General features: G+C 65.7%; 14 protein-coding genes and 2 tRNA genes. 11 read left to right on the forward strand and 5 right to left on the reverse strand.

Annotation, left to right across the window (positions count from 1 at the left end):
- Window positions 1–27: 27 nt before the first annotated feature.
- Both VLK31_RS07670 and VLK31_RS07675 read right to left on the reverse strand, forming a co-directional pair.
- Window positions 28–112 (reverse strand) — tRNA-Leu (locus tag VLK31_RS07670).
- Window positions 113–343: 231 nt separating this feature from the next.
- Window positions 344–428: transfer RNA gene (locus tag VLK31_RS07675), tRNA-Leu, on the reverse strand.
- A gap of 81 nt (window positions 429–509) precedes the next feature.
- Here VLK31_RS07675 and rnr point away from each other — a divergent pair.
- A complete protein-coding gene (gene rnr, locus VLK31_RS07680) occupies window positions 510–2,792 on the forward strand; it encodes a ribonuclease R (protein ID WP_409167783.1) in 2,283 nt (760 codons plus the stop codon).
- A gap of 54 nt (window positions 2,793–2,846) precedes the next feature.
- Window positions 2,847–3,611, forward strand: coding sequence for an SDR family oxidoreductase (locus VLK31_RS07685; protein ID WP_409167784.1), 765 nt, complete (start codon window positions 2,847–2,849; stop codon window positions 3,609–3,611).
- A gap of 10 nt (window positions 3,612–3,621) precedes the next feature.
- Here VLK31_RS07685 and VLK31_RS07690 read toward each other — a convergent pair whose 3' ends face one another.
- A complete protein-coding gene (locus VLK31_RS07690; protein WP_409167785.1) occupies window positions 3,622–5,082 on the reverse strand; it encodes an NAD(P)H-hydrate dehydratase in 1,461 nt (486 codons plus the stop codon).
- A gap of 53 nt (window positions 5,083–5,135) precedes the next feature.
- Here VLK31_RS07690 and VLK31_RS07695 point away from each other — a divergent pair, with 53 nt between their 5' ends.
- Complete coding sequence (locus VLK31_RS07695; RefSeq protein ID WP_409167786.1) at window positions 5,136–5,564, forward strand: hypothetical protein; 429 nt, start codon at window positions 5,136–5,138, stop codon at window positions 5,562–5,564.
- Here VLK31_RS07695 and VLK31_RS07700 read toward each other — a convergent pair.
- Window positions 5,554–6,807 carry a D-amino acid dehydrogenase gene (locus VLK31_RS07700; protein ID WP_409167787.1) on the reverse strand — a complete coding sequence of 418 codons (1,254 nt, stop codon included), beginning with the start codon at window positions 6,805–6,807 and terminating at the stop codon, window positions 5,554–5,556. The two genes, VLK31_RS07695 and VLK31_RS07700, sit on opposite strands and share 11 nt — an antisense overlap.
- 52 nt (window positions 6,808–6,859) lie before the next feature.
- Window positions 6,860–8,185: an amidase gene (locus VLK31_RS07705; RefSeq protein WP_409167788.1), complete on the reverse strand. Its 1,326-nt coding sequence runs from the start codon at window positions 8,183–8,185 to the stop codon at window positions 6,860–6,862.
- A gap of 210 nt (window positions 8,186–8,395) precedes the next feature.
- On the opposite strand from VLK31_RS07705, the gene rpsB reads away from it, so the two are divergent.
- From rpsB to rseP, 8 genes are all read left to right on the forward strand, one after another.
- The gene (gene rpsB / locus VLK31_RS07710) at window positions 8,396–9,151 is read left to right on the forward strand and encodes a 30S ribosomal protein S2 (protein ID WP_409167789.1); all 756 of its coding nucleotides are present in this window, start codon (window positions 8,396–8,398) and stop codon (window positions 9,149–9,151) included.
- An 81-nt stretch (window positions 9,152–9,232) separates the two neighbouring features.
- The gene (gene tsf / locus VLK31_RS07715; RefSeq protein WP_409167790.1) at window positions 9,233–10,156 is read left to right on the forward strand and encodes a translation elongation factor Ts; all 924 of its coding nucleotides are present in this window, start codon (window positions 9,233–9,235) and stop codon (window positions 10,154–10,156) included.
- A gap of 96 nt (window positions 10,157–10,252) precedes the next feature.
- On the forward strand, window positions 10,253–10,975 hold the full coding sequence (gene pyrH / locus VLK31_RS07720; RefSeq protein ID WP_409167791.1) for a UMP kinase: 723 nt from the start codon (window positions 10,253–10,255) through the stop codon (window positions 10,973–10,975).
- Window positions 10,976–10,986: 11 nt separating this feature from the next.
- Window positions 10,987–11,547 (forward strand): ribosome recycling factor, encoded by a 561-nt coding sequence (gene frr, locus VLK31_RS07725; RefSeq protein ID WP_409167792.1) that lies wholly within the window; start codon window positions 10,987–10,989, stop codon window positions 11,545–11,547.
- Window positions 11,548–11,555: 8 nt separating this feature from the next.
- Window positions 11,556–12,296, forward strand: coding sequence for a polyprenyl diphosphate synthase (gene uppS / locus VLK31_RS07730; RefSeq protein ID WP_409167793.1), 741 nt, complete (start codon window positions 11,556–11,558; stop codon window positions 12,294–12,296).
- A gap of 12 nt (window positions 12,297–12,308) precedes the next feature.
- Window positions 12,309–13,154 (forward strand): phosphatidate cytidylyltransferase, encoded by an 846-nt coding sequence (locus VLK31_RS07735; RefSeq protein ID WP_409167794.1) that lies wholly within the window; start codon window positions 12,309–12,311, stop codon window positions 13,152–13,154.
- Window positions 13,151–14,338, forward strand: coding sequence for a 1-deoxy-D-xylulose-5-phosphate reductoisomerase (gene ispC / locus VLK31_RS07740; RefSeq protein WP_409167795.1), 1,188 nt, complete (start codon window positions 13,151–13,153; stop codon window positions 14,336–14,338). Before VLK31_RS07735 ends, ispC begins: the two co-directional genes overlap by 4 nt.
- A 25-nt stretch (window positions 14,339–14,363) precedes the next feature.
- Window positions 14,364–15,737: an RIP metalloprotease RseP gene (gene rseP / locus VLK31_RS07745; protein WP_409167796.1), complete on the forward strand. Its 1,374-nt coding sequence runs from the start codon at window positions 14,364–14,366 to the stop codon at window positions 15,735–15,737.
- The last annotated feature ends 17 nt before the right edge of the window (window positions 15,738–15,754 follow it).

The following is a 15,754-nucleotide window of genomic DNA, read 5'->3' on the forward strand; positions in this document are numbered from 1 at the left end:
ATGACCTGGCGGGGGTCAGCTTGAATTTGGTGCCCAGAAGAGGACTCGAACCTCCACGATGTTACTCGCTAGTACCTGAAACTAGTGCGTCTACCAATTCCGCCATCTGGGCTTCATGTCTGCCGAAGCAGTCATGTTTTTTTGCTTCTCAGCAAAGACTACGATCATACCAAACTTTTTGCGCCATTTCGGCTGTTGCGCCTGCTCGTTTGCACATGATTGTGCGTCGGGTGTCGCAACTTGGCCGCATTGCCCGTTTGATGATGAATCAAACGGCCATGAAAAAAGCCACCGGAGACCGGTGGCTTGAATCGAATGACCTGGTAAAGGTCTTGTTTAAACTTGGTGCCCAGAAGAGGACTCGAACCTCCACGATGTTACTCGCTAGTACCTGAAACTAGTGCGTCTACCAATTCCGCCATCTGGGCCCATAGAACTGCAGAAGCAGCTCTGTTTTGAATTTCAGGAAAGAAGGAGATCATATCAAAAATAATGTCACTTCCAGCGGCTTGCTGGATGAATTCGAAGGAACTGTTCAAGGTCATCGCGATGGCCACGGTTTCGTTCAGCGCGACGACGGTGAAGCAGACATCTATCTGCCCCCGAACGAAATGCGCGCGGTGCTGCACAAGGACCGCGTCAAGGCGCGTGTCGTGCGGCAGGACCGTCGCGGTCGCCCTGAGGGGCGCGTGGTGGAAATCGTCGAGCGTCCGGAGCAGCCGATCATTGGCCGCCTGCTGCACGAAGGCGGTATCTGGCTCGTTGCCCCCGAAGACAAGCGCTACGGGCAGGACGTTCTGATTCCCAAGGGCGCCACCGGCCCCGCGAAAGTGGGGCAGGTCGTCGTGGTGCAGCTCACCGAGCCGCCGGCGTTGTTCGGCCAACCCGTGGGCCGCGTGAGAGAAGTGCTGGGCGAGATCGACGACCCCGGCATGGAAATCGAAATTGCCGTGCGCAAGTACGGCGTGCCGCACGAGTTCTCCGCGGAGTGTCTGGCCGAGGCCAAGGCCTTGCCAGAGAAGGTGCGCCCCGCCGACAAGAAAGGCCGCATCGATCTCACCGACGTGCCCCTCGTCACCATCGACGGCGAAGACGCACGCGACTTCGACGACGCTGTGTACTGCGAGCCCGCGAAGGTGGGCCGTGGCAAGGGCTGGCGCCTGCTGGTTGCCATTGCCGACGTCAGCGCCTATGTGAAGACCGGTTCGTCGATCGACATCGACGCCTACGACCGCGCCACCAGCGTCTACTTTCCGCGCCGCGTCATTCCGATGCTGCCCGAGAAGCTGTCGAACGGCCTGTGCTCGTTGAACCCGGAAGTCGAACGCCTGTGCATGGTGTGCGACATGCTGGTCGCGGCCGACGGCGAGATCTACGCGTACCAGTTCTACCCGGCCGTGATGTTCAGCCATGCGCGCTTCACGTACACCGAAGTTGCGGCCATTCTGGGCAACACGCGCGGCCCTGAAGCGGCCAAGCGCAAGGACCGCGTGAAGGACCTGTTGAACCTCGCCGACGTCTACAAGGCGCTGCTCAAGCAGCGCGGCAAGCGCGGTGCGGTCGACTTCGAAACCACCGAGACGCAGATCATCTGCGACGACGCAGGGCGCATCGAGAAGATCGTGCCGCGCACGCGCAATGAAGCGCACAAGATCATCGAAGAAGCGATGCTCGCGGCCAACGTTTGCAGCGCCGACTTCATCGCCGAAGGCAAGCACCCGGGCCTGTTCCGCGTGCACGAAGGTCCGACGGCGGAGAAGAAGGAAATCCTGCGCGGCTACCTCAAGGCGATGGGCGTCGGCCTGACCATCACGGACGACCCCAAGCCGGGCGAGTTCCAGGCCATTGCCACGGCCACCAAGGACCGGCCCGATTCGCAGCAGATCCACACCATGCTGCTGCGCTCGATGCAGCAGGCCATCTACACGCCGTTCAACAGCGGCCACTTTGGTCTGGCGTACGAGGCGTACACGCATTTCACCAGCCCGATCCGGCGCTACCCCGACCTGCTGGTGCACCGCGTGATCAAGGCGATTCTTACCAAGACGCGCTACCAGTTGCCGATGCTGCCCACCCCCGGCGAGGCGCATGCCAAGCTGGCGAAGCGGCTCGCATCGCGCGTGAAGGCGCCGACCAACAAGCCGCAGAAGGCGACCATCGCGCCCAGCAAGGAAGTGCTGGCGTGGGAAGCGGCTGGCCTGCATTGCAGCGCCAACGAGCGGCGTGCCGACGAGGCCAGCCGCGACGTCGAAGCCTGGCTCAAGTGCAAGTACATGCGCGAGCACCTCGGCGAGGAATACGGCGGCGTGGTCACAGCGGCCACCACCTTCGGCATCTTCGTCACGCTCGACGCGATGTACGTCGAAGGGCTGGTGCACATCACCGAACTTGGTGGCGAGTACTTCAAGTTCGACGAAATGCGCCAGGAGCTGCGCGGCGAACGCACCGGCATTCGCTATGCCATCGGCACGCGCGTGCGGGTGCAGGTGAGCCGCGTCGACTTGGACGGCCGCAAGATCGACTTCCGCCTCGTGCGCGAAGGCGAAGACCTGATGTCGCGTGCGATGAAGGACAAGGGCGCGGCACCTTCGGGCGCGCCGGTCAAGGCATCCGCCAAGCGCGGGTCGCGCCACAAAGCAGACGCCGGTGGGGCCGAGCCGCGCGGCGATCGCGTGGAGCGCTCCGACCGTGGCGCGCCGGCGCCGGTCGGGCCGCAATCGGCCATGCAGGCCTTCAAGTCGGCGGTCAAGAAGGCCGCCAACAAGATGAAGGGGCGCAAGCCGCGCCGCTGATGCCTTGCCGCATGAATCATTCGACTAACCTTGAAAAAGAAAGAGACAGAGAGCATGAGCGCTGAAGACAACAAGGGCCGCATCGCCATCGTCACGGGCGCAGGCTCCGGCATCGGCCGCGCCGCTGCGCTGGCGTTGCTGGGTGACGGCTGGAACGTGGTGCTGGCCGGGCGCCGCCTGGAGCCGCTGGCGCAGGTGGCAGAAGAGTCGGGCGCCGGTGCGCGCGCCTTTGCGGTGCCCACCGACGTGGCCAAGGCCGAGTCGGTGCAGGCCCTGTTTGCCGCTGCGGTCGAGCGCTTCGGGCGCGTCGACCTGCTGTTCAACAACGCCGGCGTGGGCAACCCGCCAGGCCCGTTCGAGGACTGGACGCCCGAGCAATGGCAGGGCGTGGTCGACATCAACCTGACGGGCATGTTCTTCTGCATTCAGCAGGCGTTTCGCACGATGAAGGCGCAGACGCCGATGGGTGGCCGCATCATCAACAACGGTTCCATCTCTGCCACCGCGCCGCGGCCGAATTCGGCCGCCTACACGTCCACCAAGCACGCGGTCGAAGGGCTCACCAAGACCGCGTCGCTCGACGGGCGCAAGTACGACATCGCGGTGGGGCAGGTGGATGTGGGCAACGCCATGACCGAGCTGGCCTCGCGCATGGCCAAGGGTGTGCCGCAGGCCAATGGCGAGCTCGCCATCGAACCGCTGATCGACGTGAAGATCGTGGGCCAGTCGGTGCTCTACATGGCCAACCTGCCGCTGGAAGCCAACGTGTTGTTCCACACCATCATGGCGACGAAGATGCCCTTCGTGGGGCGCGGCTAAAAGCCTTTCGTCAAACGGGCGCGCGGCGGGCGAGCGTGCCCGCCGTGAGCGGGGCCGCATCGGCTGGCCAGGTGTCGGCGATGTGGCCGTGCTGCCAGACGGCATCGCGCGCTGCGCCGAATGCGGGTTGTCGCATGGCCAGTGCAGCGCCGACCATGCCGGCCAGCACATCGCCGGTGCCCGCGGTTGCAAGTCGGGCATTGCCGGTCAGGTTGATGACTGGCAACGTGCCTTCTGCACCTGCAATCACGGTGCCAGAACCCTTGAGTACCACAACCACGCCAAAGCGTGCGGCGAGCCGTTGCGCGGCGACCAGGCGGTCGGCTTGCACTTCGGCTGCGGTGCAGTCGAGCAGCCGTGCCGCTTCCAGCGGGTGCGGCGTGATGACGGTGGGCGCTCCGCTTTTTCCTCGTAAGGCGAGCTGCGCCTGCAGTGAGACATCGGTGGCGATCGCGTTGAGCGCATCGGCATCGATCACCAAGGCTGCCGCCGTCGAGAGCACGCGTGGCAGCATTTCGCGCACCAGTTCCCCCGCGCCGCAACCGCACACCACCGTCATGGCCGACAGGTCCAGCGCATGGGCGTCGCGCAGCATCAGCTCGGGTTGCGCGGTGTCGACGGGCGCCGCAGTGGCGTCGAGCAGCCCTACGAACACGCGTCCCGCGCCCGCGTGCAGGGCGGCCGAACCGGCCAGCAAGGCGGCGCCCGCCATGCCCGGTGCGCCGCCCACCACCGCGACGTCGCCATAGCTGCCCTTGTGCGATGCATGGGTGCGCGCTTGCGTGGCGGGTGCGCCGGTGATGCGCGCCGTTGGTGGTTGGTTGAATGTGCCGCAGCCAAGGTCGTCGAACCACACAGTGCCTGTCGCGTCGCGGCCTTGGGCGGTGAAGAGGCCGGGTTTCAGTGTGAGGAAAGTGAGGCAGGTGCGCGGCGATGTTTGTCTGGAGTCGGCACCGTGCGGCAGCGTGCCGGTGTCGGCATTCAAGCCCGAAGGCACGTCGACACTGAGCACGGGCTGCCCGCTGGCGTGCATCGTGGCCAGCCACTCGGCGATCGTGCCCTCGGGCGGGCGCGTCGCACCGATGCCCAGCAGCGCGTCGATGGCCAGCTCATAAGCCGAAGGTGGCGTTGCCGCAAAGCTGACACCCGCATCGCGGGCACGCTGCAGCGATGCCTTGGCATCCGGCGGCAAGCGGGTTTCGTCGCCGGAAAAAGTGACGACGGTAAAAAAGCCGCGCTGCCTCAACTGTGCCGCCGCCTCGAAGCCGTCGCCCCCGTTGTTGCCCGGCCCGCATGCCACCCAGACTGTGCGTGCATGCGGCGCGATCGCCATCGCGAGCCGCGCGACGGCAAGGCCTGCGCGCTGCATCAGCGTGTGCGGGGGCAGGTCGGCCGCTGCGGCTTGCTCCATGCGGCGCGTGGCGGCGATGTCGAACAGATCGGCGACGGTAGCGGACGTGATGCGTTGCATCTGGCCATTGTGCGGCCGCACCTCCTGTGCCGCCTGCCTCCTATCATCGAGCGATGACGCTCAAGACCGTTGGCTGGTTGTTGGTCCTGCTGCTGGCGTGGTTCGCCGGCTTCATCGGCATGGCGTTCGCGCTGGTCGCCGGCGCGGGATGGGCGCTGGGTTGGCTGGCCGTGGTGTGGGGCCTGTACCTGCTGGCCGTGACGCTGCGCCGCGTGCCATTGCGCGATGTGGCCTGGGCCGCGGGCGTGGGTTACGGCTTTGGCGTGATCCGCTGGCTCGACGTGCCCGCCGAAGCCGGCGCGGGTTGGCTGCGTTGGCTGGTGATGGGCGCCGACCTGCTGTGTCTTGCGTTCTTCGTGTTGATTGCGCCCGCGCTCCTGGCCTGGGTCGCGAGCAAGTGGATGCCACGGCCCGAGCCCGAACTGCCGGTAGAAAAGCCGGCCAGCCCGGAGCGTCTGCGCCGCTGGGGTCCTAGAGACTGAGCCGCTCGACTCCAAGCCCTTCGAGGTCGACACCCGGGTCCTGTCCTGCAATCAGGTCGCCCAGCACCCGTGCGCTGCCGCACGACAACGCCCAGCCGCTCGAGCCGTGCCCGAGGTTGAGCCACACCCCCGGAATGCCGCTGGCGCCCAGCACCGGCGGGCCGTCCGGCAGCATCGGCCGTGCGCCTTTCCATTGCTGAATGCCTGACTGCAATGTGGCCGCGCCCGGGAACCAGTCGTGCAGCACCTTGTAGAGCGTTTGAATGGCGGCCGGGTTCATGGTGTCCAGCGAGCCGCCGATCTCGGCGCTGCCGGCCACGCGCACGCGCTGGCCCAGGCGGGAAATGGCGACCTTGTAGCGTTCGTCCATTACCGCGCTGCGCGGGGCGTTGAGCGGCTCGCGGATGGGTGCGCTGACCGAATGGCCGTAGATCGGCGTCATCGGAATGCGCAGGCCCAGCGGGCGCAGCAGTGTGGCTGAAGCCAGGCCGGCACACACCACGACCGCGTCGTAGCGCACCGGGTCCGAGCCGGCTGCCAGCGACAGCGAGGTGGGCGCCGCGCGGCTCAGCGGCGCAATGTCGCAGTTGAAATGAAACTGCGCGCCGAACGCCTCCGCCTCCCACTTGAGCAGCAGCGCGAACTGGCGGCAGTTGGCCACTTCGTCTTCGGGCAGGTGAATGGCGCCGGCCAGCGGGGTGTCGGGGTTGAGCGCAGGCTCGATAAGTCGAGCCTCGTCGGCGTCGACCTCGCGGAACACGCTGCCGGCCGCCCGCAGCACATCGAGCCCGGGTTGCACCAGTTTCTTGTCGCGCTTGGAACGCAGCAGCACCAGGTAGCCGTCGCTGCGTTCGTAGCTGAGCTCGCGCGCCTCGGTCACTTCGTGCAGCCGGGTGCGGCTGTAGAACGCCAGGCGTTGCATGCGGGCACGGTTGGCAAGGTAGGTCTCCAGCTTGCAGGCTTTTTGCCACCGCGACATCCAGCCGATGTCGCGCGCATTCAGCGGCCAGCGCAGCTTGATGGCTCCTTGCGAGGACAGCAGCGAGCGCAGAACCTTGCCGCGCATGCCGGGGGCAGCCCAAGGTGTGACATACCCGGGTGCGACCACGCCCGCGTTGGCGAAGCTGGCTTCTTCTGCGGCGGCGCCTCGGCGCTCGAACACGGTCACTTCATGACCGTCGGAAACCAGTTCCCAAGCGGTGGTGACGCCGATGATGCCGGCGCCCACGATCGCGATTTTCATTGAATGTTCTAGATAAAGGAGACGGCCGACGCCCGTTGGACGGGCGACAGCACTATTGTTTTTGCAGCACTTGCTCGGTTTGGAGCGCCACCGCGAGCACGGCGTCGTCGTGCAGCGCGGCATGCCAGAGCATGAGGCCGACCGGGAGTTCACCGGCGGCGTGGCAGGGCAGCGAAATGGCGCAGCCGTCGAGCATGTTGATGATCGACGGATTGCGCAACAGAAGGGCGTTGATACGGAAAAATTCGTCATCGCGCTCGGCGCCCGGCGCCACGCTGGCAATGGACGGCGCGGTGATCGGCACGGTGGGCGACAGCACGGCGTCGAAGGCGTCGAGCCTGGTTTCGACGCGGGAGATCCAGTCGCGGCGGCCATTGACGAGGTCAATGTATTCATGGGCCTTCATGGTGGCGCCGCGCAGGATGCGCTGGGCCACGCGCGGGTCGTACCCGGCACCGCTGCGCTCCAGCAGCAACCGGTGCCAGGCATGGGCCTCGGCAGCCGAGAACCCGCCTGTGGCGTTGAGCGTGGCCAGCTCCGCGAGTTCGGGCAGCTCGATCTCCTGAATGCGTGCACCGGCAGCGCGCAGCGTGGTCAGCGTGCGTTCGAAGGCAGCGGCCACGGTGGGCTCGATGCCGTCGAAAAAGACGTTCTTCACCACCGCCAGCCGGTAGGCCGCCAGCGGCGCATTGCCGGCAGTGACGCGTCGCGCCGCGAGGATCTCGTGGGCGGTGATGGCGTCGCGCACCGACCGCGTCATGGCGCAGACCGTATCGAGCGTGCTCGACAGCGGCAGCGCGCCGTCGGCCGGTGTGAGGCGAGCGGTGTTCTTGAAGCCGACGATGCCGTTCAGCGCGGCCGGGATGCGGATCGAGCCGCCGGTGTCCGAGCCCAGGCCGATGAAGGCCGCGCCGCTGGCGACCGACACCGCGGCGCCGGAAGACGAGCCACCGGGGACGCGCGGTGTGACGGCATCGCTGACGTTGGCGGGCGTTCCGTGATGCGGATTGACGCCCACGCCCGAAAACGCGAATTCCGACATGTTGGTGCGCCCCGTCAGCACGCCGCCCGCGGCGCGCAGCCGGGCCACGGCCAGTGCGTCGGCCTTTGCGGCGGGCGCGTGGCCCAGAACGACGGAGCCCGCGGGGGTGGGCTGGCCCTGGATGTCGAACAAATCCTTGGCGGTGAACGCCAGCCCGCACAGCCGGCTTTGCGGGTTGGATTCGGCCACGGCCTGGCGGGCCTCATCGAACATCGTGCGGGTGAAGACGTGCGCACAAGCCGGCGACTGGGCAATGTCGATGGCTCGCTCCATTTCGGTGCGCGTATCGGAGCCACCTGCCAGAAGGGTGAGACGGGTGGCTTGGAGATCGTTCATGGGTGGCTGCAGGTGCCGCGCGTGCGGCTCAGGTTCAGGAAAGGGAGGGCGGCGGGCGTGCTATACTCTTTGGGTTTCGCTGGTCGGGCAATGGCTCTCGTTGTCTCCAGCAAAACACATCCGCAAACCGGCCCAATCAAGGTGTTGTGACTCCATTCAAAAGAGCACAAAACGGGCTGGATTTTAGACCCAACCTTTGGAGTTAATTCAATGTCTACCACCATGCGCGAAATGCTGGAAGCCGGTGTCCACTTCGGTCACCAAACCCGCTTCTGGAACCCCAAGATGGCTCCGTTCATCTTCGGTCACCGCAACAAGATTCACATCATCAACCTGGAAAAGTCGCTCCCGATGTTCCAGGACGCGATGAAGTACGCCAAGCAACTCACGGCCAACCGCGGCACGATCCTGATGGTCGGCACGAAGCGTCAAGCCCGTGAAATCGTGGCGTCGGAAGCCCGCCGCGCCGGCGTGCCTTTCGTCGACACCCGTTGGCTCGGCGGCATGCTGACCAACTTCAAGACCGTCAAGACCTCGATCAAGCGTCTGAAGGACATGAAGTCCCAGCAAGAAGCCGGTCTCGACTCGCTGAGCAAGAAGGAGCAACTGACCTTCTCGCGCGAAATCGCGAAGCTCGAAAAGGACATCGGCGGCATCCAGGACATGACCGCGCTGCCCGACGCCATCTTCGTGATCGACGTGGGCTTCCACAAGATCGCGGTGGCTGAAGCCAAGAAGCTGAACATTCCGCTGATCGGCGTTGTGGACTCCAACCACTCCCCCGAAGGCATCGACTACGTGATTCCTGGCAACGACGACTCGTCGAAGGCTGTCGCGTTGTACGCCCGCGGCATCGCCGACGCCATCATCGAAGGCCGCAACAGCGCCGGCGGTGACGTGGTCAAGGCCGTGGCCGAAGGCAGCAGCGACGAATTCGTCGAAGTCGAAGAAGGCGCTTCGGCCTGATTGGCGCGCTCGCGAGCCTGAAGAAGGGGCTTTGGTGCCCCTTTTTTTTAACCTGATTTTTGGATTTACGGAGTTACACAAATGGCTGCAATTACCGCAAGCATGGTCGGCGAACTGCGCGCCAAGACCGACGCGCCCATGATGGAATGCAAGAAGGCCCTGACCGAGGCCGAAGGCAACATGGAAAAGGCCGAAGAGCTGCTGCGCATCAAGCTCGGCAACAAGGCTGGCAAGGCATCGGGCCGCATCACCGCTGAAGGCGTGGTCACGGCTTTCGTCGACGGCAATGTCGGCGGCATGATCGAAATCAACTGCGAAACCGACTTCGTCACCAAGAACGACAGCTTCCTGGCGCTGGCCAATGCCGCTGCCATGCTGGTCGCGAAGAACAACCCCGCGGACATCGCCGCGCTGAGCGCGCTGGCCTATGAGCAGGACGGCTTCGGCCCCACGCTCGAAGACGTGCGCAAGGGCCTGATCGGCAAGATCGGCGAGAACATGAGCTTTCGCCGCTTCAAGCACTTTGCCGGCAACAGCAAGCTGGCGTCGTACCTGCACGGCACGCGCATCGGCGTGATGGTCGAGTTCGAAGGCGACGACACGTCGGCCAAGGACGTGGCCATGCACATCGCCGCCATGAAGCCGGTCTCGGTTCAGGCATCGGACGTGCCTGCCGACCTCATCGAAAAAGAGCGCGCAGTTGCTGCCGGCAAGGCGGAAGAAGACCGCAAGACGGCCGAAGCCGAAGGCAAGAAGCCGCAGCCGCCCGAAATCGTTGCCAAGCGCATCGAAGGCGGCGTGCAGAAGTTCCTGAAGGAAGTCTCGCTGCACAACCAGCCGTTCGTGAAGAACGACAAGCAGACCGTCGAGCAAATGCTCAAGGCCGCCGACACCTCGATCAAGGGTTTCACCCTGTACGTGGTCGGCGAAGGCATCGAGAAGAAGGTTGACGACTTCGCCGCCGAAGTGGCCGCACAAGTCGCTGCCGCCAAGGCAGCCGCCTGATCTCGCTGCCACTACAGCGGCGGTGCGCAAACGCGTGCCGCCGCTTTTTCACCGTCACGTTCTACACTCGCCCTCGCCAATCAAAGGAAATTGCCCATGTCTGATCCCCGCCCAGCCCACAAGCGAATCTTGTTGAAGCTGTCGGGAGAGGCACTGATGGGCGATGACGCCTTCGGCATCAACCGCGCCACCATCGTGCGGATGGTCCAGGAGGTGGCCGAGGTCGTGAACATGGGCGTCCAGGTGGCGGTCGTGATCGGCGGCGGCAACATCTTCCGTGGTGTCGCCGGCGGCTCGGTCGGCATGGACCGTGCCACCGCCGACTACATGGGCATGCTGGCCACCGTCATGAACTCGCTGGCCCTGGCCGATGCCATGGACAAGCAGGGCCTCATTGCCCGCGTGATGTCCGCCATTGCCATCGAGCAGGTGGTCGAGCCCTATGTGCGCCCCAAGGCCCTGCAGTACCTCGAAGAGGGCAAGGTCGTGGTGTTCGCTGCCGGCACAGGCAACCCGTTCTTCACGACCGACACGGCCGCGGCGCTGCGCGGTGCCGAAATCGGCGCCGAGCTGGTGCTCAAGGCGACCAAGGTCGACGGCGTCTACACCGCCGACCCCAAGACCAACCCCAATGCGACGCGCTATACCTCGCTCACTTTCGACGAGGCGATTGCGCAGAATCTCGGCATCATGGACGCCACGGCCTTCGCGCTGTGCCGCGACCAGAAGCTGCCGATCAAGGTGTTCTCGATCCTCAAGAACGGCGCGTTCAAGCGCGTCGTCATGGGCGAGGACGAGGGCACGCTGGTGCATGCCTAGGAGCCAATAAGATGACCATTGCAGAAATTCGGAGCACGACCGACGCGAAGATGAACCAATCGCTCGCGGCGTTCCAGAACAACCTCACCAAGATCCGTACCGGGCGCGCCAATTCGGCGCTGCTCGATTCGATTCATGTCGACTACTACGGCTCGCAAGTGCCGCTGAGCCAGGTGGCCAACGTGTCGGTGCTCGACTCGCGCACCATCAGCGTCCAGCCCTGGGAAAAGGGCATGGGCGCCAAGATCGAGAAGGCCATCCGCGAAAGCGACCTGGGCCTGAACCCGGCGTCCATGGGCGACCTGATCCGCGTGCCGCTCCCCGCCATGAGCGAAGAGCGCCGCAGGGAAATGACCAAGCTGGTGCGCAACGAAGGCGAAAGCGCCAAGGTCGCCACGCGCAATCTGCGCCGCGACGCGAATGAAGCGGTCAAGAAGCTGGTGAAGGACAAGCTGGCGTCGGAAGACGACCAGAAGCGCGCCGAAGCCGAGATCCAGAAGGTCACCGACCGTCATATCTCGGAAATCGACCGCCTGATCGCGGCCAAGGAAGCGGAGATCATGGCCGTTTGAGGCCTGCCATGGCCTCGACTCCGTTGCGCAATCCGCCGCGCATTCCGCACCACGTTGCCATCGTCATGGACGGCAACGGGCGTTGGGCGACGCGGCGTTTTTTGCCCCGCGTGGCAGGGCACAAGCAGGGCGTCGAGTCGCTGCGCCGTTGCGTCAAGGCCTGTGCCGACCGCGGCGTGGGCGTGCTCACGGTGTTCGCGTTTTCCTCGGAGAACTGGAACCGTCCGGTCGAGGAAGTCTCCGGACTGATGGACCTGATGGTCGGCGCGCTCGCCCGCGAGGTGCCCCGGCTGAGCCGTGACGGCGTGCGCCTGCACTTCGTCGGCGAGCGGGCAGGCCTGTCGCCGAAGATGGTGAAGGGCCTGGTGGACGCCGAGGCGGCCACCGCGCACAACACGCGCATGCAGCTCAACGTGTGCTTCAACTACGGCGGTCGCTGGGACATCGCCAAGGCCGCGGCCAAGCTGGCGGCCCAGGGCGAACCCATCACCGAACTCAGCCTGGACCGCGCCATGGCGCTGGCCCACGTGCCCGACCCCGACCTGTTCATCCGCACGGGTGGCGAGCAGCGGTTGTCCAACTTCCTGCTCTGGCAGAGCGCCTACGCCGAGCTCTTCTTCAGCGACAAGCTGTGGCCCGAATTCGACGAGGCCGCGCTGGACGAGGCCATTGCCGCGTTCCAGGGCCGTGAGCGTCGCTTCGGTCAAACCTCGGCGCAGGTCGTGGCCCCCCACGGCCAGACGGCCTGACAACCTTCCCGCATGCTCAAACAACGCATCCTCACGGCGATCGTGCTGCTCGCGATCCTGCTGCCAGCGCTGTTCTATCGAAACCACATCCCCTTTGCCTGCGTGATGCTCGTGCTGATCGGCGCGGCGGCATGGGAGTGGGGGCGCCTGAACGGCTACGGCCAGCGGATGTCGGTGTTCCTGGGCATCGAAACGGTGATGCTGTGCGCCCTGTCGTGGTGGCTGGGGCTGCTGAACCAGTCGCTGGTGCTGATGTGGACCCTGGCCAGCGCGGCCTGGGTGCTTGGCGGCGCCGTGTTGCTGCGCGTGGCGGTGCCGGGCTGGCCCCGCATTCCGCGCGGGCTGCGGCTGGTCGCTGGCCTGCTGGCGCTGTGGGTGGCGTGGCTGGCGGCCGTGCAGGCCCGCATGGTCGGCATCAACTTTCTGCTGTCGATCCTGGTGCTGGTATGGGTGGCCGACGTGTTCGCCTATTTCGCCGGACGCGCTTTCGGTCTCAAGTTCACCCGCAACAAGCTCGCTCCCGCGATCAGTCCCGGCAAGAGCTGGGAAGGCGTGTGGGGCGGCATGGTCGGCGTGGTCGTGCTGGCCTTTGCCTGGGTCTGGGCCGACAAGGCCGCCGGCGCGAGTGTGGCCAGCCTGTACACCCGCCTCAACGAGCGCGGCTGGTGGCTGGTGCTGCTGGGCGCGTTGTTCCTCGCGGCGATGAGCGTCGTGGGCGACCTCGTCGAATCTCTCATCAAGCGCAGTGCCGGCGCCAAGGACAGCAGCCGGCTGCTTCCGGGCCATGGCGGCGTGCTCGACCGCGTGGATGCCCTCTTGCCGGCGCTTCCCATTGCCATGATGCTGGCCTTCCTGTGAACACTCCCCGACAACGCGTCACGGTGCTCGGTTCGACCGGTTCGGTTGGCGTGAGCACGCTCGACGTGATGGCGCGGCACCCCGAACGCTTCGAGGTGTTTGCGCTTTCCGCGGCCACCAAGGTCGACGAACTGCTGGCGCAGTGCGCGCGGTTTTCGCCGCGTTTCGCCGTGATGGCCAGTGCGCCACACGGCGCGCTGCTGGCCGAGAAAATCAAGCAAAGCAGCCTCGCAACAGTTGTGTTGACGGGTGAGGACGCTCTTGAAACGATAGCGTCGCACGACGAAGTGGACGCCGTCATGGCCGCCATCGTCGGCGCCGCCGGCCTCGGCCCGTGCCTGGCCGCGGCGCGTGCCGGCAAGCGTTTGCTGCTGGCCAACAAGGAGGCACTCGTCGTTGGCGGCGAGCTCTTCATGCGCACGGTGCGCGAGGGCGGGGCGACGCTGCTGCCCATCGACAGCGAGCATTCCGCCATCTTCCAGTCGCTGCCCGAAGACCCTTCGACCTGGGCGCGGCGCATCGACAAGATCATCCTGACCGCCTCGGGCGGGCCGTTCCGTACGCGGGCGCCCGAAACGCTGGGCACGGTCACGCCGGAGCAGGCGTGCGCGCATCCGAACTGGGTCATGGGCCGCAAGATTTCGGTCGACTCGGCAACCATGATGAACAAGGCGCTCGAGGTAATCGAGGCGTGCCACCTGTTCGGTGTGTTGCCCGAGCAGATCGAGGTGGTCATCCACCCTCAGAGCGTGGTGCATTCGATGGTGCAGTTCACCGACGCTTCGGTCATCGCCCAACTCGGCACGCCCGACATGCGGGTGCCGATTACGGTCGGCCTTGCCTGGCCGGAGCGCATCGAGAGCGGCGCGGCGCGGCTCGACTTCCGCCAGATGTCGGCACTGACCTTCAATGAACCCGACGCGGCACTTTTCCCCGGACTGGCCCTGGCCTGGCACGCATTGCGCGCCGCGCCGGGTACCACGGCCGTTCTGAACGCGGCCAACGAGGTCGCGGTGGAGGCTTTCCTGGACCGGCGCCTGCGTTTTGACCGCATTCATGCGGTCAACATGGAAACTTTGGAGGCGGTGACGCCCTCCAAGCCCGCATCGCTCGCCGACCTGCTGGCGCTCGATGCCAGCGCGCGCGCGGCGGCCAATGCCGCGGCACTGCGTTTCTCGGCCTGACGCTCTCCAGAAACCAAGGATTCCGATGCTGCTCACTGTCATAGCCTTTGTGGTTGCGCTCGGTGTCCTGATTGCCGTGCACGAATACGGCCACTACCGGGTGGCAGTAGCTTGCGGGGTCAAGGTCGAGCGCTTCTCGGTCGGCTTCGGCAAGGCGCTGCTGCGCTGGACGCCGAAGCGCCAGCACCCGGGGCAATCGACCGAGTTCGTCATTGGCGCGTTTCCGCTGGGCGGCTACGTCAAGATGCTCGACGAGCGCGAAGGGCCCGTGGCGCCCGAAGAGCGTCACCGTGCGTTCAACACCCAGCCGCTGCGCTCGCGCGCGGCCATCGTCGCCGCTGGACCAATCGCCAACCTGCTGCTGGCAGTGGTGCTTTACACGGCGGTCAACTGGATCGGCGTGCTGGAGCCGGTGGCCAAGCTGGCGCGACCGGTGGCGGCCTCCCTGGCCGAAGCCGCAGGGCTGCGCGGCGGTGAGCACATCACGCAAGCGGGCTTCGACGGCGACCTGTCGCCCGTCCAATCCTTCGAAGACCTGCGCTGGCGCATGACGCGAGGCGCCCTCGACGGCCACGACCTCACGCTCGAAATCGCAGGCGAGGGCGGCCAGGCTGCTCGAAAGGTGGTGCTGCCGCTGAGCCGGTTGGAGACCCGCGACGCCGATCCGCAGATGTTCCGCAAGATCGGCGTGCTGGCGCCCCTGACCCGGCCCGAGATCGGCGAGGTCATGGCTGGCAGCGCGGCTGAGCGCTCGGGTCTGCGCAACGGCGACGTGGTCCGCACCATCGGCACGACCGCCATCGTCGACGGTCAGCAACTGCGCGAAGTCATTCGTGCCTCGGTCGACGGCGACCAGCCGCGCACCCAGGCCTGGCAACTGGTGCGAGGCGGCCAGCCGCTCACCCTCGACGTGAAGCCCGAAGTGCGGGAAGAGGGCGGCGCCAAGGTCGGGCGCATCGGCGCATTCGTGGGCACGGCGCCTGAAATGGTGACGGTGCGTCAGGGTGTGGTCGACGGCGTGTGGCGTGGCGTGGTTCGCACCTGGGAGGTGTCGGCGCTGACCGTGCGCATGATGGCCAAGATGGTCATCGGCGAGGTATCGCTCAAAAATCTGAGCGGTCCGCTCACCATTGCCGATTACGCGGGCAAGTCCGCGAGCCTCGGTTTTACGCAGTATCTGGTGTTCCTGGCGCTCATCAGCGTGAGCCTGGGCGTGCTCAATCTCATGCCGCTGCCAGTCCTCGATGGGGGGCACCTGATGTATTATCTTTGGGAGGGCCTGACCGGCAAGAGCGTCTCTGACGCCTGGATGGAACGGCTTCAGCGCGGGGGTGTTGCCCTGCTGCTGGTCATGATGTCGGTCGCACTCTTCAACGACGTCACGCGGCTCTTTGGTTAACTTTCTGCCGGCCCTTT

This window comes from Variovorax sp. H27-G14 (assembly GCF_046156345.1).
Taxonomy (GTDB): Bacteria; Pseudomonadota; Gammaproteobacteria; order Burkholderiales; family Burkholderiaceae_C; genus Variovorax.